The sequence below is a fragment of the Pseudomonas sp. MYb185 genome, from assembly GCF_002979975.1.
Classification (GTDB): domain Bacteria; phylum Pseudomonadota; class Gammaproteobacteria; order Pseudomonadales; family Pseudomonadaceae; genus Halopseudomonas.
Window position 1 is genome coordinate 6071 of sequence record NZ_PCQD01000005.1, and the last position, 22547, is coordinate 28617.

Genomic DNA, 22547 nt, shown 5'->3' on the forward strand with positions numbered 1-22547 from the left:
GTCGAGCAGGCGCTCGACAACCCGAGGGCACTGCTCGGGGTGTAGCGCCCCCGCGCTACGCCTGCGGACCCAACCTCAACCCCGTCGTCGAGCCGATCGCGGCCCGGTCCGATCGCGGCCCGAGGCGCTCGACAACCCGCGTACGCCTCAGGGCACGGCGCCTATACCTTCCACCCCTATACCAAAACAGCACTACTGCTTACGTGGCCTGCCCAACAACTCTGATCGTCCGATCACCTCCCGCCCACTTTCAGGCTTATCTGGCTCCGAGAAGGCTGCCTGAGCGATCGCCTCATCTAGCCCTCTAAAGCTTCGGACTCCGCAGAGAAGCCATCCCATCATTCCAGGCATGCACCATGTGCTTGGCAACGGTATGCCAGCGAGGCTCATTCTGAGCCGCTTCGATCACTTCCTGTCCGACCTCTACTGCCGATTCACACAAGCGCTCCACCATCTCTGCATAGCGCTTAGGCGCAATGCCCAGTCTGGCCTTGAAGAACCGCTCCAAGGTTTTTCCCACTGCCCAGGTTTGCCGTCCATCAACTGGCAACCCCGGTGGGTTGGCGGCATAACGTGGATACGCCTGGGTGGTGACGAGGTCATAGACCGGCGTATAAACCACGTCTTGCAAGCCGGTGTAATACAGAGCGATGTTTTTGGTATGGCAATCGGTATTGCGCACTACATAGTTGGTCAGCAAATGCCAGCCAAATAGCTCCAGTTGCTGCCTCATGGCTGCGGCAGGCACATATACTCGGGTGGCATTCAGGGCACGTTCGGTCGTCGTTGCATATTTTTCGTGGGGCGGTAGTCCCAGCAAACTGCAGGCATCCTCGACCCCGTGCGTGACGGCACCCTGCGCATCCACGTCGAACCGATCCACCACTAGCACGCGCCCGTCTTCCGACATGCGTGTCCTGGCCACCGGCACGACATTCAGTCTCTCCAGCACTCGCATGGTGTAGAACTCGTTGAACCCAAGATAAGGGGTGCTGTCATCCGAGCCTTTGATGATATGGCGGCTGGTACGCAATGTGGGTTTCCCGACGGCATGCGCAGGCGCCTCTGTATCTTCTTCCGGTGCCATGAACTTGGGCACCATGCCGGAAATGGATGTCCGGGCATATCGACGCACCAGGCTCGAAAAATGCACCGTGGTGTTCTCAGCTTTGAGCAAGGATTCTATTTGCAGTGGCTCCATATCCCCACCTGGCGCCCCGCCCTCAGGCGTAACGGTGACACGTCCAATCCCGATTCCACCCACCACCGCCAGCAGTGAAAGGTCCGTGCCATCAAGCAGCGGCCCGAACTCTTCGCGGATGATGCTTAGCAGATAGCCTTCGGGCAGGTTCTGGCGAAAAAAGGGATGCAGATCGCGCGGCCAGCGCCAGGGTTCCGCACGTACTGGCATCGTCAGACTGACGAAATCAGCGGGATCGGTATCCGGCAAATAGCTCAGAAGGTATTCGTCACGTTCCCGGTAGAGTTTGGCGACTGTCCTTCCGCACACATGCACGTCGAGTTTCATGGATCGTCCTCCCGACGTTGCTCGGCCAGGATGTCCTCGATAGTTCGGATGTGACCCTGTTTGACAGGCTTGAGGTCGTAGCCTGCTGCTTCCAGCAATCGCAGCAATGCGGAAACGCTCATGTCGCCTTTGGCAAGGCTCTCCATGCGGGCAACGGTCGTGCGCGAGACTCCCGCGCGTTGGGCCAGGGTTTCTTGGCTCAAGCCTGCTTCTCGGCGCACGCTACGCAGAAAGTCTGCAACGTCAGCTAATGTTGTCACTGTGTCCTCTGGGCGTCAAATTTTGGGTTTTAAAGATAAAATGTAGCTTGCGGGCTACATTGCCGCAAGGAGTGCACTTGAAATCTTGCTTAAAGATGGAAGGAGCATTTAAAGAGGGGATTGTAGCCTTCAGGACTCAAGCTGGCCGAATCCGACTTATTTTGATGCCCGACGGATACAATTTATGGCTCGGTCATCCTTCATCCTCGAAGGATGACCGAGTGCAGGGTGAGGGGCGTGCGGGCTTATACCAGCACCGTATTCTCCGGTCGGCCCAGCGTCTGTTCACGAAAGGCGGTTGGGCTCATGTTGGTCCAGCGGCGGAAGGCGCGGGTGAAGCTGCTGGGGTCGAGAAAGCCCAGCTCGAAGGCGATGCGCCCGAGGTTCAGGCGGTTTTCCTGGATCAGCTTGATGGCCAGCTCCATGCGCACTTCATCCAGCAGTTTTTCATAGGTGGTGCAGGTTTCGCTCAGCTTGCGCCGTAGGTGCCGTGGGCTGACGTTGAAGGGCATGGCGACCAGCTCCTCGGAGATCTCCCGCTCGGACAGCAACACGCGAATCCGTTGCTTGACCTGTTCGGCGAAGTCCACGTTGGGCAGATCCTCGAGCATGTCTTCCAGGGAGGCGTCCAGGCGCTTGAGCAGAAAGGCATCACTGGTCGGCAGTCGGGCGTCCAGGGCCCGGCGGCTGAGGCGTACGGCGATTCGCTTGCTGCTCAGCCTGACCCGCGTACCGAGAATCTTCTCGCAGTCCTCCCGCCTCTTTTCGGCATCGCCACCGAGGCGGACTTCCATGACCAGCGGCAGGTTCTCCGCTTCCATTTCCTTCCATGAATTGACGCATCGGGATACCAACGCCTCGATCTGCAAGGGGTGGGCGGCACCCTTGGGTTCGAAATACACTGTCACTGAATGCTCGTCTTCGACCGAATACAGCTGCACCTGGGTGCTGAATACTTGTATGAAACGCACAATGCGTTGGACAGCTGCGCCAGCTGTCTCACTGGAGCGGGCTGTAAGGGCCAATAATTGCATCGTTGGACTGGTGAAGGCCTGCCCCATGCGCAGGGCGAAACACTCATCCTTGCTGAGGCTCGCCGCGGCGTGCCAGAGGCGATTCATGTCTGTTTGGCTGATATGGCGCAGACTTACGTCATCGGGGCCGTTGTATGAGCGCAGATCCTCGGGCAAATCGCGAATCTGTTTCCCATAGGTACTCAATGCCTGAATGATGCCCCTGGCCCATAGCGCTCTTTCCTTGAGGCGATGGCAGGGAAGTGGCGGAAGTACGTGGCTCATGCCGGCATTCCTCTTTGTTGTTCTTATTTGTAACGATTCTTGTCGTTGAGACATAACATAGAGCAGCTGCAGCCATTATGCAAAAAAATACAACAGACTATTGCCGTCGAGAAATTGATCACATTCATCCAGTGAATGTCCTGCAGAGCCAAGGTATTGGTCCGAATCAGCCAAATCGTTTCAGCGCTCCGTGACAGACTTGATAGCGACCGTTCGGCTCCCCCAAGGCCGGAGGGTATGGATCCAATCTAACGGAGCAGCACAATGACAAAAACAAAGCATGCTTGGGCGCTGGCCGCGTTGCCTCTGGCAATCGGGCTAGCCAGCTTCACAGGCTCGGCAAATGCAGTGAACTTCAATATTGGTGAAATTGAAGGGCAACTTGACTCACAGCTGTCCATCGGTGCCAGCATGTCAATGTCCGGTCCGGACAAGCGCTTTATCCATACACTGACCGAAATCAATGGAGTGAATCAGGGTGGGGAGGCAGCTGCACGTACATCGGATGACGGCCGGCTCAACTATAAGAAACACGATGTGTTTTCCAAGATTTTCAAGGGCTCCCACGATCTGGAACTACGCTATGGCAATTCAGGTGCCTTTATTCGTGGCAACTACTGGTATGACTTTGAAACCAAGGACGGCAGTCAGCGTTTCTATGATGTGAGTGATTCCGGTCGTCACCCATTGCAGAAGGGCTCGGGTATCCAACTGCTCGATGCTTTCGTCTATCACAACTATTCCATCGGCAATAACCCTGGCAACGTGCGTCTGGGGCGCCAGGTGGTCAGCTGGGGTGAGGGTGTCTTCATCCAGAATGGTATCAACTCGATCAACCCGATCGACGCCTCTGCGTTTCGCCGTCCCGGTGCGGAGCTGAAAGAGGGGCTGATGCCGGTTGAGATGCTGTATCTGTCCCAGGGGCTGACCGAGAACCTGACGATGGAGGCCTTCTACCAGCTCAAGTGGCACGGCACCATTGCTGATAACTGCGGAACGTTTTTCTCTGGTTCGGATGTGGTGGGGCGTGAATGTAATGACCGCTTAGTATTTGCAGGGGCTGATCTGCCTCATGGTACTCAGCCCAACGGAACATTCATCGCTCGGACTCAGAAAGACAAGGAGGCTAGCGATAGCGGGCAGTTCGGCGTGGCGTTCCGTTGGTTTGTGCCAGAGCTGAACAACACTGAGTTCGGCTTTTATGCGCTTAATTATCATAGCCGAAACCCTATCTACTCCAACGTGGCGGGGACGCTAGCTGGTGGTGTTGGTGTTCCGACTCCTGGTTATGACGGTAGTTTCGGGGCTGCGGGTTATTTCTTTGAGCATCCTGAAGATATCCGTCTCTACGGTATCAGCTTCGGTACTGATATTGGCGGTACCTCTGTAGCGGGTGAAATCAGTTACCGACCAAACATGCCGCTGCAGATCAACTCTGGCGACATGAGCCGTACCGCTTTGCTGGCTGCTCTTGGGCAGCCTGACAATACTCACCGCGATCTGCATAACAGTCTCGCTCCAGGCGATTATATCCGTGGCTATGAGCGCAAGGAGTTCTGGCAAGCATCTATGAGTGCGGTGCATTTCATTGATCGTATTCTGGGAGCAAGCCGGTTGTCGCTGATTGGAGAGGTCGGCGCTAACTACATCAGTGGCCTTGGCACGGGTAACGGTACTACCAAATTTGGTAGAGATTCTCTGTTTGGTCAGAGCCCATACGCGGATGGCACCTGTTCGTCCAACTCAGGCGCTGCGGGTGAGTCCCCTCATGCCGCAAGTTGGTGTGAAAACAACGGCTTCTTCACCGACTGGTCCTGGGGCTACCGCATGCGTGCCTCCCTGGATTACAGCAACGTGTTTGCCGGTATCAACCTGAGTCCGAACGTGGCGTTTTCCCATGATGTCGAGGGTTACAGCCCCAACTTCAACGAAAATGCCAAGTCGGTCAGCCTCGGTCTGAATGCCGATTACGCCAACAAGTACAACGCCAGCATCAGCTACACCAACTTCTTTGATGGCAAGTACAACACCCTGGTTGATCGCGACTTTGCCGCTGTCAGCTTTGGCGTAAGTTTCTAAGCAGGCTAGGAGAAAAAAATGCATATGCAGAAAATGATAATCGGCGCCTGCGGTCTGGCTCTGAGTCTGGTTGCCACAGCGGTATCGGCCCAGAGTGTCAGCCAGTCTGAAATCGACCAGTTGGGCACTACCCTGACTCCGATCGGTGCGGAAAAGGCCGGTAACGCGGCAGGCACCATTCCCGAGTGGACCGGCGGTCTGCCGACGGATGCGGGTAGTGACTTGCCCAACAACTTCCTGCAGAACCCATTCGAGGGGGAGCAGGCGGAGTTTGTAATCACGGCGCAGAACTACCAGGAGTACAGGGACAATCTGACTCCTGGCCAGGTGGCGATGTTCGAGCGCTATCCGGAAACTTTCCGCATGCCGGTCTACAAGAGCCAGCGTACGGTTGGCTTTCCCCAGCGTATCTATGACCAGGTTAAGCAGACTGCAGGTCAGGCCAAGCTGGTGAATGGTGGTGACGGTATCGAGAACGTTACCCCGGGCGCTTCCTTCGTCTTCCCTGTGCCGAAATCCGGTGCGGAAGTGATCTGGAACCACATGACGCGCTACCGCCTGAACGTGCATCGCTGGTATATGCAGGCCATGCCGCAGACTAATGGTTCCTACACGCTGATCAAGCTGGAAGAGGAAGTGGGCTACCCGAACCTGATGCCCGATATCGACGCAACCACCATGCCCAACACGCTGTTGTTCTTCAAACAGCGGGTGAACGCGCCGGCGCGTCTGGCCGGTAACGTGCTGCTGGTGCATGACAGCCTTGACCAGTTGAAAGAGCCGCGTATGGCGTGGGTATACAACGCCGGTCAACGTCGGGTACGTCGTGCGCCGCAGGTGGCCTACGATGGTCCGGGTACTGCATCGGACGGTATGCGTACCTCGGATAACTTCTCCATGTATAACGGTGCTCCTGACCGCTACAACTGGGAGTTGATCGGCAAGAAGGAAATCTACCTGCCCTATAACTCCGGCAAGCTGACTACGCCGGGCCTGAAATACGCGGACGTACTGAAAGCAGGCCACGTTAACCCCGAACATACCCGTTTCGAGCTGCACCGTGTATGGGAAGTACAGGGTAACGTGAAGCAGGGCCAGCGTCATATCTATGCACAGCGTAACTTCTTCATAGATGAGGACTCCTGGCAGATCGGTCTGGCTGATCATTACGACGGCCGTGGCACCTTGTGGCGTGTCGGTGAGGGACATATCTCCTTCAACTACAAGCACCAGATCCCCGGTTATGCTCTGGAGACCCTGTATGACCTGCTGGCTGGTCGTTACATCGCCCTGGGCATGTACACCGAGGAAGCCTCCGCTCCGCAGTTTGGCGGTACGCCTCCGACCTACAACCAGTTCACTCCGGCTGCTCTGAGGGCTGCAGGGGTACGCTGATTGCTGTAGTACGCTTTACGTTTGGGTTTGAGGGGCATCTTCGGATGCCCCTTTTTTATTTCCACCAGCTGCTATCATGCCATTCACCCTCTGAATAACCGTGAATACGAGGAAATATCATGAGCATAGTATCGATTGATCGCTGGCTGGAAGGTCACCCCCTGGTGCAGGAGCTGGTGGCATTGAAGGAGACGGCCTGGTTCAATCCGGCTGTGCAACCTGCAGCTGTGGCGTTGGCTGACGTGGGGCTGACGCGGGAGGATGTGGCGGACGTCAGTGCCAGACTGGGTCGCTTTGCACCCTATATCGCCCGGGTATTTCCGCAAACCGAGCCGGTCGGTGGGATTATCGAGTCGCCGATCCAGGCGGTGCCGCGTATGCAGGAGGCCATCAGCACACGTTATGGCCTGCCCTTGCCGGGCCAGCTATGGCTCAAGCTGGATAGCCACTTGCCGATTTCCGGCTCGATCAAGGCGCGGGGCGGGATCTACGAAGTGCTCAAGCATGCCGAGGATCTGGCATTGGCCGAAGGGCTGTTGAGCACGGATGACGATTACTCGAAGCTCGACAGCGACGAGGTGCGGGCGTTCTTTCGTCAGTACCGCATCGCGGTAGGCTCCACCGGTAACCTGGGTATGTCGATCGGTATCATGAGCGCCACGCTTGGCTTCGATGTGACCGTGCACATGTCCGCCGATGCCCGGCAATGGAAGAAGGACAAGCTGCGCTCGCACGGGGTGACGGTGGTCGAGCATGCCTCGGATTACAGTGTGGCGGTGACCGAGGGCAGAAAGCAGGCGGAACAGGACTCGGCCTGTCATTTCATCGACGATGAGAACTCCACCAGTCTGTTTCTCGGCTATGCGGTGGCTGCCGGGCGGTTGAAGTCGCAGGTGGCGGACGCCGGTGTGGTGGTCGACGCCGAGCACCCGCTGTTCGTCTATCTGCCCTGTGGTGTGGGTGGTGGGCCGGGCGGTGTGGCGTTCGGTCTGAAGCTGGCGTTTGGTGATGCTGTGCATTGCATTTTCGCCGAGCCCACGCATTCTCCGTGCATGCTGCTGGGGGTCTACACCGGGCTGCATGATGAAATATCGGTGCAGGATTTCGGCATCGACAATATCACTGCTGCTGACGGCCTGGCCGTGGGCAGGCCATCGGGGTTTGTCGGCAAGGCCATGCAGCGGCTCATCGACGGTTATTACACCATCAGCGATGAAGAGATGTATGCGTTGCTTGCATTGCTGGAGCAACAGGAGGGCATTCGTCTGGAGCCTTCGGCGCTGGCTGGTGTGCCGGGGATCGCTCGTATCCTGTCAGCGGACCAGGAGGCTTATCGCCAGCGTCTGCAGTTGAGTGCAGAGGCGCTGGCCAATGCCACGCACCTGGCCTGGGCTACCGGTGGCAGCATGGTACCGGATGATGAAATGGCAGCCTATCTGGCCAAGGGGCGGGCGGCTCTGGGGGAAACGGCTCAGTAGGCATTCTTGTTGATAAATCCCTTGAAGATCGTCAGGACGACGATCTTCAGGTCGAGCCACAATGACCAGCGGCGTATGTAGTTGAGGTCGTACTCGATGCGCTTCTGCATCTTGTCGAGGGTTTCGGTCTCGCCGCGCCAGCCATTGATCTGCGCCCAGCCGGTGATGCCCGGTTTGACCTTGTGTCGCAACATATAGCCGGTGATCAGCTTGCGGTATTCCTCGTTGTGGGCGATGGCATGTGGCCGTGGCCCGACAATGGACATCTCGCCGCGCAGTACGTTGATGAATTGGGGCAGCTCATCGAGCGAGGTGCGACGCAGGAAGGCGCCCAGCGGGGTGATGCGGGTGTCATTGCGTGTGGCCTGGGTAACCGTCCCGCCGTTTTCCATGACTCGCATGCTGCGGAACTTCCAGACTTCGATGGGGCGACCGTCCATGCCGTAGCGTTTCTGCCGGAACAACGCCGGGCCGGGTGAGGTGAGGCGTACGGCCAGGGCGATCAGCAGCATGGGGATGGCGATGATGGACAGGATGAGCAACGACAGCAGAACGTCCTCGACCCGCTTGACCAGACGGTTGGCGCCATCCATGGGGGAGTCGAAGATGCTGATGCTGGGCAGGCCGTTGATGCTTTCACTGCGTGCATGCAGCAGGTCGAAGATGAATACGTCGGGGATCAGGTAGACCGAGGCGGTGCTGTCGCTGAGCTGGTCCAGTAGTGTCTTGATCTGTTCTTCCGAGCGCATCGGCAGGGTGATGTACACCTTGTCGATATAACCGTTACGTGCACCTTCGATAGCCGCCTGGATATCGCCCTTGACCGGCATGGGCTCCTGCATGCCTGGCAGGGGGACTGTGCCGGTGATCTGGTTATCGTAGAAACCGAGCAGGTCCAGGCCCATCCATGGGTTGGTGATGATGTTGTTGGCCAGCCGCTGACCGAGCGGACCGGCACCGACAATGGCGACCGTGCGGCTGTTGTAGCCATTGGCCCGAAGGGTGCGCATGATCTGGCGTAGAACGATACGGTAGCCGCTGAGGATGATCAGCGTGGTGGCGAACCAGTAGAGCTTGTCACCGTCGGAGAGCAGGGCGTTTTCGAACCACAGGTAGTCGACCATCGCCATGACGATGAAGGCCGCCCCGCAGTTGGCCGCCACGCGGCGGTGCTCGCGAAAGGTGTGCTCGCCACGCCATGATCCATACAGCTGGCTCATGTCGCTGAGCAGATAGAAGCTGAACATGGCGATCAGCAGGTTGATCCAGTGGTGTGTGTCATAGGGAGGATCGCGCCAGAAGAGGACCAGCAGCAATGCGAGGCCGATAACCAGGATATCCAGCCAGCGCTGGATGACTGCGAGTATGGGTTCGTTGGAGCGGATGATGCCGTCTTGATTGTTCAGCATGGTGGGTACCTTTAATTTGTTCTGTGTTTGGAGGGAGCGAGCTGCGGCGTGGTGGTGCAGGAGCCGGAAGACAAGTGGAAGGCCGCGTTCCATCCCGGCCAGCGGCGTTTCATGCACCTGCGCGGGTCGAGATGGAACTCGACCTTCCTTTCGGGTCTGTGTTTGGGCGCTGCGCCAGTGGTGTTGTCGTCGAGCGGGGGCTCGACAACCCGGTGTTATGGATGGCCGGGTTCCATCCCGGCCTGCGGTGTCTCATGCAGCTCTGCTGGTCGAGATGGAACTCGACCCTCCGGAACCTGCGTTAGTCAGCCCTGTACCTGCAGTTGCAGAAACAGCTTTTTCCAGTAGCAAATGACCGTCGCCAGGGAGAAGTACTGTCTGGCCGAGCAGACGATGGCCTCGGCCGGTGGACTGTTCTGCTGCTGGAGCGCGGCTTCGATGGATTGCAGGTCCTCGATGACCGTCAGCCCCTGCACTGCCAGAGCCTGCTGCACCCAGCTGAAGAAGGGTGTTTTCACGCCGATCACTGGTGTACCCAGGCTCAGGGCATAGAAGAAGCTGCCGCTGACGATCATGTCGTCATCGGCATGGGACAGGATCAGCCCGCGGGCGGTGCCGACCAGCTCTCTGGCTTCTTCCTCGGATAGAAAACGGGGAATGAACTCGACCTGCTTGCCCTGGGCAGCGATTTGCAGCCGCTTGAAATACTCCTGGTCATCGCAGGGGCCGGCGACGATAAGCAGCTGATCGACGGGGAAGCTGTCGATCAGTTGTTCGATGTTCTTGTACGGCATGACCCGGCCGAACACGATGAAGTGCCTGTCCTTGCCCGTTTTGCTCATCATGGGTTGTTCGTAATACAGCGGATGCGGGATGTAGTGCTTGTCCGGAAAGTGGCCGCTGTGGGTGGCGGTAGCCGAGTACAGGCGCTCGGACAGGTCGATGATCCTGGTCAGGGCGGGCGCGCATCGGCTCTCGGCGTGATGAGGGTAGATGTTGTGACGCACATAGATCAGGCGCCGGGCCAGGATGCGGAAGGTGAGAATCTGCACGAAGTACGCGATGATCCCCGGTAGTGACAGCTTGCCGGTGGCGGGGTTGGCGGTCTTGTGTTCCAGCCAGTTGACGATGATGACATCGAAGAATCCGGGCCGAAATTGCAGCATGCGCCACAGAGACCTGGTCGAGGGTGACAGTGGGTAGACCTGCCCAAGGTGCGCTAGGGCGTCCTGGGTACGTTGCACATAGGCGTTTTCATCTGCGAATCCGGGTACATAGCCGATTTTCAGGCGCTGGTCCGGTTCACTATGCAGGGTTTGCTCGTCGGCGGAGCACCGGCCTGCCGATTGGGAGCGGGCGTCAGTCTGTGCGGAGCGTGAATAGAGTGCGGCGCGGAGCATTCGGATCATGGCATCGAATCTGCGTTGGGAGGTCAGGAGCGAATCAGTTGGAGTTTGCGTTTGGCCAGGCCCAGCAGGCGGTTACTCTTGTTGAGACAGGCCAGCCATGGATAGCGGCAGTTACCGTTGTGGATGCGGGCATTCCGTTCGACTACTTGCTCAGTCGTAGGCACAGGCCATTTCCTCCCGTTTGCTGTCAGGGTATTCGGGGGTGGTGAAGTTCCGGCCCGCCATGGTGCGCACTTCCGGCAGTTTGCTGAGCAGGTGCTGGCGCAGATCCTCCGGGTGCGACATCACCTGACGGATGACACTAACCACGCTTTGGCCGAAACCGGGGCGAGGGTCGACGCAGAGACATTCCGCACCGAACAACCGCATCAGCCCTTCGACCTTGCCTTGGGTAGCGAGGGTGATTGCCGGTACGCCGTGATACAGGGACATGATGGCCAGGTGCATGCGACCGGTGACCACCAGGCTGGCGCCGGCGGTCAGGCCGCGAATCTGCGCAGGGCGGAGCAGGTGATCGATCAGCAGAACCTGTTCATCATCGAGTGCCTGATGAATCTGACGGCATAGCAGCAGGTCGTCACCACCGGGGCGGGAGACGTGAGGCAGCAGTACTACCTGCAAGCCCTGGTGCTGCAGTTCGCTGATTACGTGCCGGTACTCCTCGATCTGCTGGTGCCCCTTGCCAATCAGGCCGCTGGCGTTGACCAGGGCATAGCGACTATTCGTGGGCCGTGAGCCGAGCAGATGGGCGGCTGCTTCAAGGTTCACGGTGCGTGCGGCGAACACGATGTCCGACACCTCAGTGACATTGGTCAGGCCGTCCGCGCGGGCCCGTTCGGCTGATAGCGGATCTCGCAGACACAGTTGTACTCCGGCGGCGGTGGCGCGTTTCAGTGCTGCCAGAGCATGGTGATGGGCGCGCCCGTTCCAGCTGAAGCCCAGAATTCGCACCGGCACGCCGGTGCGCGCTGCCAGCCAGGCGAGGTTGGCCCTGTTGCTTGAGGCGTGCCAGTTGTAGGCGCCGTCCATGATGTCGGCACCGATGATGGCCACGGCGTGGGCGTGGCGCAGCAACTGATGAAAGCGCAGCGCACTGGGCAGATGGCTGGCCAGGTGACCATAGATGAGCCCCGGCAATACCATCAGCTGGGCCCGCTCGCTGTACTCGGCCGGCAGGCTGATATCGGCGGATGTGCGGCAGACGATGATGATGTGGCCTGGGGTGTTTTCCAGAAAGCACTCGACCATGGCCTGGTCGCCGATATTACCGCCGCCCGGTGGGGCAATCAGCAGACTGTAAGTAGGAGTCCATTTCCCGCCAGCGACGGCAAGCCGTGGGGTGTAGCGCGCCTGCGCTACGCCGGCTGCCGATGATGCCGGAGCCTGTCGTCGAGCGGGCGCTCGACCACCCGGATGCTTGAGGAGATGAGACAGCAGGCGGTCACACAGAAACAACAGGGGCGGGTAGCCCAGAGTGGCTTTCAGATACTTTTTCATGATGATCCTGGGGATGTCAGAGGGACGATATGGGCGGTGTTACTGGTCCGGTAGGTGTCTGGCCCGCAACAGGGTTCTGGAGCTGAGTACCAGGGCCACGCTGTTGCGGAAAAGCGGCCAGATCAGGCAGGTAAGCAGCAGGCTGGCAGCCATCAGCGGTACGCTGATGAGCAGCTGTAGCGCATGCGAATCACCCCAGGTATGGGCTCCGAACCAGGTCAGGCCGGCGCAGAGGGCATGCCCGGTAATGATGATCAGGCCGTTGCGTAACATACCCAGTACCGGCGCGCCGGAATGCCGTAGAAAGCGCAGGCCCCACAGCCACATCACCGCCATGCCGCTGGCTACTGCGATGCCTACACCGGCCATACCCCAGAGCGCACCGAACAGGATGCAGACAATCAGTACCGGTCGGGAAATCAGGATGAAACGCAGATGCTGCCCGGTCAGTCCCTTGGACAGGAACACCCAGTAGCTGGCATAGCTGGCCGCCTGGAAGATCCCCGCTACTGCGAGAATGCGGAAGATCGGCACCGCTGGGGCCCATTGCGGGCCCAGTACCAGCAGGATCAGCGGTTCGGCCATGGCTGCGGCAAAACTCAGCAGCCCGACGATCACATGCAGCATCACCGTCTGGCCGTGCAGCAGGAACTGCCGATACCGCTGTGGTTCGTGCTGCAGTCGCGACAGCACCGGCAGCGCGATGGTGGTGGCCGGCGCATTGATCTGGTTCAACGGCAACATGGATAGCTGGTAGGACTTGTTGTACAGGCCGAGGGATTCGGCGCCGAAGCGATAGCCGATGATCAGGCTGTCCAGATTGCGTGTGGCATAGGCGATCAGTTGAGTGCCCATGAGATTGCCGCCATAGCGCAGCAGCGCGCGCATGGGTACGCTGCGCCGTGGCAGGCTCGGCAGCCAACGCGCGCTGACCAGCAACACGCACAGCGTGGCGACGGAGAGGGCCAGTTGCTGCCCCACCAATGCCCAATAGGCGAAGCCGTTCAATGCCATGAACACACCGGTGCCGAGACCGCCGGCCATGCCGATGATGTCGACCAATGCCAGATTGCCAAAGCGCATGCTGCGATTGAGTTGCGCCCGGTACTGGGTGGAGATGCCGTTCAATACGAAGGTGATTGCCAGCACCTGGGTGATGGGGACCAGTCTGGGTTCGCTATAGAAAGCGGCGATCGCCGGAGCTATGCCGAGCACCAGCAGGGCAAGGCTCAGGCCGATCGCCGAGTTGATCCAGAACAGGTTGCTGCGTTGCTGCAAACAGAGGGTATCGGCCTGCACGGCAGCCGATGACAGGCCGAAGTCGCGCACCACCTCACCGATGCCGGTGAGCACGACGACCATGGCCAGCAGGCCATAGTCATCGGGGGATAGCAGGCGTGCGAGAACCACAATGCCGCAGAACTGCAGCATTATCTTCACGCCCTGGCCACCCATGGTGAGCACGGCGCCCCGGGCAGCGATGCTGCCGAGGCCTTTGGGTTGAGAAACAGCACTCATGTGGTTGCGGGTTCCGTGCGGTTGGGGGGCTACGCCTTGGTGGTGGCAGGGGCTTTTTCCACTCGCCCGTACCTGTCCTCGAATCGCACGATGTCGTCCTCGCCCAGATAGGAGCCCGATTGCACTTCGATCAGTTGCAGGTCGATGACGCCGGGGTTTTCCAGGGTGTGGACCTGGCCGATGGGGATGTAGGAAGACTGGTTCTCCGTCACCAGGTAGGTCTTGTCGCCATTGGTGACCTTGGCGGTACCGCAGACCACGATCCAGTGTTCGGCGCGGTGATGGTGCATCTGCAGGGACAGCTTGGCGCCGGGTTTCACGGTGATGTGCTTGACCTGGTAGCGATGGCCATGATCGATGGAGTCGTATACGCCCCAGGGGCGATAGACTTCCCGGTGGCTGATGTGCTCCTGGCGGCCGGTGGTCTTGAGCTTTTCCACCAGGGCCTTGACGTCCTGCACCCGGTCGCGGTGTGCGACCAGTACGGCGTCCTTGGTTTCGACGATGATCAGGTCATCCACGCCGAGGGTGGCGACCAGGCGGTGGTCGGCGCGGATCAGGGTGTTGCGCGATTCATGGGCCAGCACGTCGCCCTGCACAGCATTGCCTGCGGCATCCTTGTCGCTGATGTCCCACAAGGCGGACCAGGAGCCGATATCACTCCAGCCGGCATCCAGGCCGACCACCACGGCATCGGCGGTATTTTCCATGACGGCGTAGTCGATGGATTCATCCGGGCAGGCGGCGAAGGCTTCGGCATCGACCCGGGTGAACAGCATGTCATAGGCTTTGCCCAGCGCCGCTTCCCGGCAGGCGGTGAGAATATCCGGACGGTGCTCGGCCAGCTCCTCCAGGTAGCGCGAGGCGCGGAACAGGAACATGCCGCTGTTCCAGAAGTATTCTCCTGATTCCACATAGGCATGGGCGGTGTCGGCGTCGGGCTTCTCCACGAAGCGGTTGACGGCATACGCCCGCTCACTCAATCGCTGGCCCTGCTGGATATAGCCGTAGCCGGTCTCGGCGCTGGTCGGCACTATGCCGAAGGTGACCAGTTTGCCGGCTTCGGCCAGCGGAATCGCTGCCTGTATGCTGTCATGGAAGGCTGCAACATCGGCAATCCGGTGGTCGGCCGCGAGAATCAGCAGCAGCGGATCCTGCCCGGCGGTAGCCAGTTTGATCGCTGCCAGGGCGATGGCCGGTGCGGTATTGCGCCCGCATGGTTCGAGAATGATGCGGGTATCATCCATGCCCAACTGCTCCAGCTGCGTGGCAGCCATGAAACGGTGCTGCTCATTGCAGATCAATAGCGGTTGTGCGCAGGACAGCCCCCTGAGGCGGCCGATGGTGGCCTGCAGCATGGTCAACTGCTGGTCCGCCAGTGGCAGGAATTGCTTGGGATTGAGCTGGCGGGATAGTGGCCAGAGTCGGGAACCGGAACCGCCGGCCATGATTACGGGCTGCAACATGGTCATACTCCTGTCGGGCTGAAAGAGGGATGCAGGTTGAACTCCTGGATGGCCACAGCCACCGTCCGGGAAAACCGTTCGCGAAACAGCTCGACGGAAAAGTGCTCCGCCTGTTCACGGCAGCTTTCGGGACTGATGGCGTGGCCGGTCGTTTCGAAGCGCTCCACAGCCTGGATGAGCGATTCGACATTCTGCTGGGGGAAGAACAGCCCTGTTCGGCCGTCAATGACGGTTTCCAGGGCTCCGCCCTTGCCATAGGCGATCACCGGCGTGCCGCAGGCCATGGCCTCGACCGGGGTGATGCCGAAATCCTCTTCGGCGGCGAACACGAACGCCTTGGCTTCCTGCATGTGGCGTTTCATTTCGGGGAAGGGCAGAAAGCCGGTAACGGTGATGTTGGCGGCGCCGGCCGCCTTGCTGCGTACCTTATGGATATCCGGGCCGTCACCGATGATCACCAGTTGGCGCTCGGGCATCTGCCGGAAGGCCTCGGCGATCAGGTCCATGCGTTTGTAGGGCACCATGCGCGAGGCGGCGACATAGAACTCTTGCTTGCTGCGCTGCAGGGTGAAATCCTGGATGTTCACCGGCGGGTACACCACCTCGGCCGGGCGTCGGTAGCACTTCTGCACGCGCCGGGCGATGAACTCGGAGTTGGCGATGAACACGTTGACGCCGAGTGAGGAGCGCGCATCGAAGTTACGGATGTAATGCAGCGACCAGCGGGCGATCCAGTTCTTCAGCCCGCGGCTGAGGCCGGACTCCGACAGGTATTGGTGCTGCAGGTCCCAGGCGTAGCGCACCGGCGAGTGGATGTAGCAGATATGCAACTGGTCCGGCCCGGTCAGCACGCCCTTGGCTACGGCATGTGAGCTGGAAATGATCAGGTCATAGCTGCTCAGGTCGAACTGTTCGATGGCCAGCGGCATCAGCGGCAGATAGTTGCGGTAACGCTTCCTGGCCATGGGCATGCGCTGAATGAACGAGGTGGTGGCCTGCTTGCCATTGAGGAAAGCACGCTGATCCTCTTCCAGGAAGTCGACCAGGGAAAACAGGTCGGCGTCCGGGTACAGCTTCAATATCTGTTCGACTACACGCTCGGCGCCTGAATAGACGGTGAGCCAGTCAACAACGATGGCAACTTTCATTGCAGGTTCCTTTGATGTTGATGAACGATGAGAACTCCCACCCTGTCGTTGGTGGTGTTTCTACTGGCCATTGCGAGCCCGAAGGGCGTGGCAATCCATGGGCACCGAGCCTGTGGATTGCTTCACCGTTTCACGGTTCGTAATGACGTCTGTGGTTAGTGGGCCGGCAGCTTTTCCAGTGCCTGGCTGACCAGTTCTGCGGTTCTGTCCCAGGTGAAGTTGCGGGCCTGGATCAGGCCCTTGGCGCTGAGGGTGTCACTCAGTTCCGTACTACCCGCCACGGCGATCATGGCGGTGGCGATGCTTTCGGTATCCGTCGGGTCGACATACAGTGCGGCGCCCGCGCCGACTTCCGGCATGGAAGAGATCCGCGAGGTGATGACTGGTGTGCCGCAGGCCATGCTTTCGGCCACCGGCAGGCCGAAGCCTTCGTACAGGGAGGGGAACACCGTAGCGATGGCGCCGCGGTACCAGGAGGCCAGTTCGGTTTCGCTGATACGCCCGGTGAATACCACCTTTTGCTCCAGACCTTCACGGTGGATCAGGCGTTGCAGGTCGGGTGTGGTCGTGCCGGTGAACACCAGTTTGCTGTCGCGATGCAGGCCGCTGTGTCCGAAGGCCCGCACCAGGCGCTGCTCATTCTTGTGGCCCTTGCGGTTGCTGCAACAGAAGAAGTAGGGGAAACCGGGCTGTTTGGGCGCCACCTCGCTGTGGAATACATCGCTGACGCCGTTGCCTACCACACTGACGCACTCCGGCTGGCAGCCTGCCCAGTCGATGATGCGCCGACGCGAGAATTCCGACACGGTCAGCACCTGCGCGGCCTGGTGTACCGCGGGGCGGATGATCAGTTGATAGAAAAGCTTTTTCAGCGCCGAGCTGTTGTGTTCGACATCCAGATGATTGAGGTCATGGATGGTGAACACGAAGGGCAGGCGGCTGGTCGACGGCGGGATATAGCCCGGGCTGTACAAGGCCTTGGCGCCACTGCTGGCCAGCCAGCGACCGAGCTTGACCGAGGATACGAAGGAGCTTGGATGGCCCGCATCGGTGAACAGGCAGGTGAAGTTGAGTCGGTCCTGCAGTTCGGTGGCGAAGCGGCCAATGCCATGCTGGCCGATCCACCTGGAATCAAAGGCTATGTGCGAGTGCTGCATGGTGGCTCCGTGAAAATTGAGGGGATTTCAGACTTACGCAGAGCTGGTCGAAGTAGAAGAACAGCGCCAGGACCGGCAACAGCCAGAACGGATAGAAGACAATCTGGTTGAAGTGCCCGGCCCAGAGCAGGGTCAGTGCGGTGTAGACGACGAGTTTCTTGAACAGCAGGTAGGGCAGGGGCGAGGCCAGCAGGCGCAGCTTGTTGCTGATGACCCAGGCCCAGGCCCCGGCTGCGATAAAGCTGAGCAGGGTGCCGACGAAGCCATAGCTGATGATTACCAGTTGCAGGCTGGAGTCCACCTTGGTGCCGGTCTTGAACAACTGCCTTATGGAAAAGTTGTAGCCATGCCCCAGCAGGGGATGCTCGGCAATCAGGTTGACCCCGGTCTGGAATGCCCTGACCCGCGACAGCGCGGAGTTGTCGGCGCGGGTGGTGGTGAAGCGCTCGACTACCCGTTCGATCTGGCTGTCGAAACTGTAGATCAGCGCCAGGATCAGAAACGGTGACAGCAGCAGGAAATAGACGTGGGCCGGGCGCACGGTAATGCGCTTCATCTGGTACTGGGTGACGGTGCTCAGCAGCCTGATACCGAACAGGCAGGCGAAGGCGAACAGCGCCAGGGAGATGCCAGAGCGGGAGAAGCTGAACAGCAGCGCTACCACCATCAGCAGGAAGATGCCGAAATAGTGGGTATGGCGGATGACCATGGTCGCCATCAGGATCGGCAGCACTATGATGGTGCCGAAGAAGTTCGGGTCCAGATAGGTGGAGACCAGGCGGAACTGGTGGGGGTCGCCAGTGAAGTTGATGCCCATCTGCTCGAGCTTGAGCCAGAGCACGGTAGAGTCGGGATACATGGCCAGCACCACGAAGCTGAAGACCGTGGCGACGCCATAGGTGATGGTGAACGCCTTGGCCAACCGGGAGATGTCGTCACGGAATATCCAGTGCATGGCCACGCCGGCGGCAAAGGCCGAGAGGATCATGGCGCTGAGGCGGATGTTGTAGAAGATAGCGTCGCTGGCCGCGCCGTAGTGATAGATGCCGACTCCGAGGGAGAAGGTGTTGAGGCACAGCAGGAACAGTACCGCCCTGGAAGTGATGAGCCGCTTGAAGTTCTTGACCAGGATCGGCGCGGCGCACAGGTACAGGACCAGTTCGCTGGCATTGATGTTGCCGAACGAGCCGGCAATCGGCACGAAGCGCGGCAGGTTGCCGAGTACGACGAACAGGAATACCAGCAACAGGAATGCTGTGTTGAGGCGGAAATACTGGGGTTTCATGATGGCTCGGTCTGGTTGTTAATGGATGGCCGGGTTCCATCCCGGCCTGCGGTGTCTCATGGCGCGCTGCTGGTCGAGATGGAACTCGACCTTCCTTTATGGGTTGCGTTTGGGCGCTACGCCTGTGGTGTTGTCGTCGAGCAGGCGCTCGACAACCCGGTGTAATGGATGGCCGGGTTCCATCCCGGCCTGCGGTGTCTCATGCAGCTCTGCTGGTCGAGATGGAACTCGACCGGGTCGCGATCGACCTTCCTTTCGGTTCTGCGTTTGGGCGTTACGCCTGTGGTGTTGTCGTCGAGCAGGCGCTCGACAACCCGGTGTTATGGAGGGCCGGGTTCCATCCCGGCCTGCGGTGTTTCATGTTGCTCTGCTGGTCGAGATGGAACTCGACCGGGTCGCGATCGACCTTCCTTTCGGGTCTGCGTTTGGGCGCTACGCCTGTGGTGTTGTCGTCGAGCGGGCGCTCGACAACCCGGTGTTATGGAGGGCCGGGTTCCATCCCGGCCTGCGGCGTCTCATGGCGCGCTGCTGGTCGAGATGGAACTCGACCTTCCTTCTTCCTTGGGTGTACCGCCCCGGATCTGTGTTTGGGCGCTATGCCTGTGGTGTTGTCGTCGAGCAGGCGCTCGACAACCCGGTGTTATGGATGGCCGGGTTCCATCCCGGCCTGCGGTGTTTCATGGCGCGCTGCTGGTCGAGATGGAACTCGACCTTCCTTTCTGGGCTGCGTTTGGGCGCTATGTCCGTGGTGTTGTCGTCGAGCGGGGGCTCGACAACCCGGTGTAATGGAGGGCCGGGTTCCATCCCGGCCTGCGGTGTTTCATGGCGCTCTGCTGGTCGAGATGGAACTCGACCTTCCTTTCGGGTCTGTGTTTGGGTGCTACGCCTGTGGTGTTGTCGTCGAGCGGGTGCTCGACAACCCGGTGTTATGGAGGGCCGGGTTCCATCCCGGCCTGCGGTGTTTCATGCTGCTCTGCTGGTCGAGATGGAACTCGACCTTCCTTGGGGTGTAGTGCGCCTGCGCTACGCCAGGGGTGTTGTTGGTGAGCGTGTGTTTGACAGCTCGTGCCGCTGGGCGAGTTGTTCGAAGGTGCGCAGGTAGTGCTGGGTGATGCCTTGTCGGGAGAACTGCTCGGCCCAGGTGGTGCATTGCGTGGCGACTTCCTGCCGGTCCTGCCTGGCCAGTTTGCCTACGGCGTCGGCGAAGGCGTCGGCATCATCGGGCGGGCAGGCGTAGCCGGTTTGGCCCTGGTTGATGATTTCCGGAATGCCACCGCGATCCGAGCCGACCACCGGTACACCATAGGAGGCCGCTTCCAGCACCACCCGGCCCAGGGGCTCGGCCCATTGCGAGGGCACCAGCAGGATGTCGATGTTGGGGAAGAACTGCGCCGGTGGTACATGCCCCAGCCAGGTCAGCGGCAGATCCCCATTGGCGGCCTGCAACTGCGCCATATACGCGGGCTGGCCAGTGCCGGCGATCTGCAGGCGGTAGCCCGGCCCGAGCCTGCGACACACCTGCAGCGCGACTTCGATCCCCTTGGATGGCTCGATCCTGCCCAGATAGCCAAGCGTGATGACGGCCTCTGTCGCGTCGGCCCGTGGTGGCTGGTCCGGCTGGGCTATCGAGTTGTAGATCACCTCGGCGGGCGCCTGCGGGAAATAGCCAAGCTCCTTGTGCAGTCTGCCGACATGGTCGCTGATCGCTACATAGCGCTCAACGTGCTGCGAGCGCCATTTCTTCACCAGGGAGAACAGCCGGCAAGACAAGGATGCGGGGTTCTGGTTGTGCTTGCCGTCATACAGCGTGCAGTTGGGGTGGATCAGATAGTAGTCCCGCGAAGTATGCACCACCGCAATGCCCAGCGCCCGCGCTGCATCCCACACTGCCACGGAGAATCCGGCCAGGTTGTTGGTGTGCAGCACATCCGGTTGGATCTGTTCCAGCAAGTCACGCACATCCGCCCGCGCCAGCGGGTTGTAGATATCCAGCAGATGCCACGATAGGCGCAGCAGGGAATTGCGCGTTGGCGAGAATGGCCAATAGATGTTTCGCAGCGGCAGGCGATACAGGGTCACGCCGTTGAGTTGTTCCACCGTTCGCTGCTGCGCGTCATGCAAGGTAATGACGCTGACCCCATGCCCGGCATCGGCCAGCGATTCGGCCAGCAGTTGCACGGACACCTCGGCGCCGCCGATCCGGTAGGGGTAATACAGGGTATTGAGCATGGCGATCTTCATTTCATCGCCCTATGGCGTAATAGTGGAAGCCCTTTTTCTGCATGCGCACGGGGTCATACAGGTTGCGTCCATCGAAGATCACCGGACTGCTCAGGTAGTTGGCGATCAGCTCGAAGTCCGGCGCCTTGAATGCCTGCCAGTCGGTGATCAGGATCAGCGCATCGGCGCCCCTGAGGGCAGACTCCTTGGTACCGCACAGCTGCAGATCATCACGATGCAGATACAGGCGCTGGGTCTCTTCCATGGCTTCGGGATCATAGGCCTGCACTCGTGCCCCCGCTTGCCAGAGCGCTTCCATCAGCACCCGGCTGGGGGCTTCACGCATGTCATTGGTATTGGGTTTGAACGCCAGCCCCCAGATGGCGAAGGTCTTGCCACTGAGGTCGCCGTTGAAGTGCCGGGATATCTTGCGGAACAACATGGTCTTCTGTTCCTTGTTGCGTGATTCGACCGCCTTGAGAATGCGCGCGTCGAAGTCGATGCTGTCCGCGGTGCGGATCAGGGCCTGGATGTCCTTGGGGAAACAGGAGCCGCCATAACCGGCGCCGGCGTAGATGAAGTGATAGCCGATGCGCGGATCCGAGCCGATGCCCTGGCGCACCATCTCGATATCGGCACCCAGCTGTTCGGCAAGGTTGGCCATTTCGTTCATGAAGCTGATCTTGGTGGCGAGCATGCAGTTGGCGGCATACTTGGTCAGCTCCGCGCTCTGCACATCCATGACGATGATTTTCTCGTGAATGCGATTGAACGGAGCGTACAGCTCGCGCATCACTTCCTCGGCTTCACTGCTGTCGGTACCGATGATGATGCGGTCGGGACGCATGCAATCGGCCACCGCCGAGCCTTCCTTGAGAAATTCGGGGTTGGAGAGCACCTCGAAGGTCAGCGTCTGATTGCCCCGGCCAGCGAGTATCCGGCTGACGGTGTCATGCACGCGCCGGGCGGTGCCCACCGGTACGGTGGACTTGTTGACGATGATGCGATGACCGTCCATATGCTCGGCGATGGTGCTGGCCACGGCGAGGACGTATTGCAGGTCGGCGGAGCCATCTTCATCCGGTGGCGTGCCGACAGCGATGAACTGGACGCTGCCGTGCTGCACGCCCTGCGCCGCGTCGGTGGTGAAGTGCAGCCGGCCTGCGGCGTGGTTGTCCCTGACCAGGTTTTCCAGACCGGGTTCATGGATCGGGATCTGGCCTTGCTTGAGCTGCTCGATCTTGTCTGGGTCCACATCAACGCAGACGACGTGATGGCCGACTTCTGCGAGCACGGCGCCTTGCACCAGGCCGACATAGCCGGTGCCGAATACGGTTACTTTCATGTTCGTTCCCTGTCATCAAGAGGGCAGAGTGGGTCAGCGGGTGGGGGATCAACCG

Annotated in this window: 17 protein-coding genes; 3 read left to right on the forward strand and 14 right to left on the reverse strand. The window is 59.8% G+C overall.

The window, feature by feature from the left end; genetic code table 11:
* Positions 1–304: 304 nt before the first annotated feature.
* The 3 genes from CQ007_RS08935 to CQ007_RS08945 form a co-directional block, all read right to left on the reverse strand.
* Positions 305–1528: a type II toxin-antitoxin system HipA family toxin gene (locus CQ007_RS08935; protein ID WP_256582251.1), complete on the reverse strand. Its 1224-nt coding sequence runs from the start codon at positions 1526–1528 to the stop codon at positions 305–307.
* Positions 1525–1788: a helix-turn-helix domain-containing protein gene (locus CQ007_RS08940; protein WP_105645312.1), complete on the reverse strand. Its 264-nt coding sequence runs from the start codon at positions 1786–1788 to the stop codon at positions 1525–1527. Before CQ007_RS08940 ends, CQ007_RS08935 begins: the two co-directional genes overlap by 4 nt.
* A 245-nt stretch (positions 1789–2033) precedes the next feature.
* Positions 2034–3086, reverse strand: coding sequence for an AraC family transcriptional regulator (locus CQ007_RS08945; protein ID WP_158256745.1), 1053 nt, complete (start codon positions 3084–3086; stop codon positions 2034–2036).
* Positions 3087–3350: 264 nt separating this feature from the next.
* Between CQ007_RS08945 and CQ007_RS08950 the strand changes: the two genes are divergently transcribed.
* The 3 genes from CQ007_RS08950 (at position 3351) to dsdA (ending at position 8038) form a co-directional block, all read left to right on the forward strand.
* Positions 3351–5165, forward strand: coding sequence for a DUF1302 domain-containing protein (locus CQ007_RS08950; protein WP_105645316.1), 1815 nt, complete (start codon positions 3351–3353; stop codon positions 5163–5165).
* 24 nt (positions 5166–5189) lie between these two features.
* Positions 5190–6560, forward strand: coding sequence for a DUF1329 domain-containing protein (locus CQ007_RS08955; protein WP_105645814.1), 1371 nt, complete (start codon positions 5190–5192; stop codon positions 6558–6560).
* Positions 6561–6679: 119 nt separating this feature from the next.
* Positions 6680–8038, forward strand: a complete 1359-nt coding sequence (gene dsdA / locus CQ007_RS08960) for a D-serine ammonia-lyase (RefSeq protein WP_305888513.1) — start codon at positions 6680–6682, stop codon at positions 8036–8038.
* Here dsdA and CQ007_RS08965 read toward each other — a convergent pair.
* From CQ007_RS08965 to CQ007_RS09015, 11 genes are all read right to left on the reverse strand, one after another.
* Positions 8032–9447 (reverse strand): undecaprenyl-phosphate glucose phosphotransferase, encoded by a 1416-nt coding sequence (locus CQ007_RS08965; RefSeq protein ID WP_105645320.1) that lies wholly within the window; start codon positions 9445–9447, stop codon positions 8032–8034. The two genes, dsdA and CQ007_RS08965, sit on opposite strands and share 7 nt — an antisense overlap.
* Positions 9448–9752: 305 nt before the next feature.
* On the reverse strand, positions 9753–10856 hold the full coding sequence (locus CQ007_RS08970; RefSeq protein ID WP_146114557.1) for a glycosyltransferase: 1104 nt from the start codon (positions 10854–10856) through the stop codon (positions 9753–9755).
* 23 nt (positions 10857–10879) lie between these two features.
* Complete coding sequence (locus CQ007_RS18925; protein ID WP_158256746.1) at positions 10880–11020, reverse strand: hypothetical protein; 141 nt, start codon at positions 11018–11020, stop codon at positions 10880–10882.
* Positions 11007–12353: a polysaccharide pyruvyl transferase family protein gene (locus CQ007_RS08975; RefSeq protein WP_105645324.1), complete on the reverse strand. Its 1347-nt coding sequence runs from the start codon at positions 12351–12353 to the stop codon at positions 11007–11009. Before CQ007_RS08975 ends, CQ007_RS18925 begins: the two co-directional genes overlap by 14 nt.
* Before the next feature lie 39 nt (positions 12354–12392).
* Positions 12393–13871 (reverse strand): lipopolysaccharide biosynthesis protein, encoded by a 1479-nt coding sequence (locus tag CQ007_RS08980; RefSeq protein ID WP_105645326.1) that lies wholly within the window; start codon positions 13869–13871, stop codon positions 12393–12395.
* Between the two features lie 29 nt (positions 13872–13900).
* Positions 13901–15337: a mannose-1-phosphate guanylyltransferase/mannose-6-phosphate isomerase gene (locus CQ007_RS08985; RefSeq protein ID WP_105645328.1), complete on the reverse strand. Its 1437-nt coding sequence runs from the start codon at positions 15335–15337 to the stop codon at positions 13901–13903.
* A gap of 2 nt (positions 15338–15339) precedes the next feature.
* Positions 15340–16485 (reverse strand): glycosyltransferase family 4 protein, encoded by a 1146-nt coding sequence (locus tag CQ007_RS08990; protein ID WP_105645330.1) that lies wholly within the window; start codon positions 16483–16485, stop codon positions 15340–15342.
* Positions 16486–16640: 155 nt separating this feature from the next.
* Positions 16641–17642: a glycosyltransferase family 1 protein gene (locus CQ007_RS08995; RefSeq protein WP_105645332.1), complete on the reverse strand. Its 1002-nt coding sequence runs from the start codon at positions 17640–17642 to the stop codon at positions 16641–16643.
* Positions 17617–18927 carry an O-antigen ligase gene (locus CQ007_RS09000; RefSeq protein ID WP_105645334.1) on the reverse strand — a complete coding sequence of 437 codons (1311 nt, stop codon included), beginning with the start codon at positions 18925–18927 and terminating at the stop codon, positions 17617–17619. The genes CQ007_RS08995 and CQ007_RS09000 overlap by 26 nt, the downstream gene beginning before the upstream one ends.
* 1023 nt (positions 18928–19950) lie before the next feature.
* On the reverse strand, positions 19951–21168 hold the full coding sequence (locus tag CQ007_RS09010; RefSeq protein ID WP_105645338.1) for a glycosyltransferase family 4 protein: 1218 nt from the start codon (positions 21166–21168) through the stop codon (positions 19951–19953).
* A 1-nt stretch (position 21169) separates the two neighbouring features.
* Positions 21170–22492, reverse strand: a complete 1323-nt coding sequence (locus CQ007_RS09015; protein ID WP_105645340.1) for a UDP-glucose/GDP-mannose dehydrogenase family protein — start codon at positions 22490–22492, stop codon at positions 21170–21172.
* Positions 22493–22547: the final 55 nt, after the last annotated feature.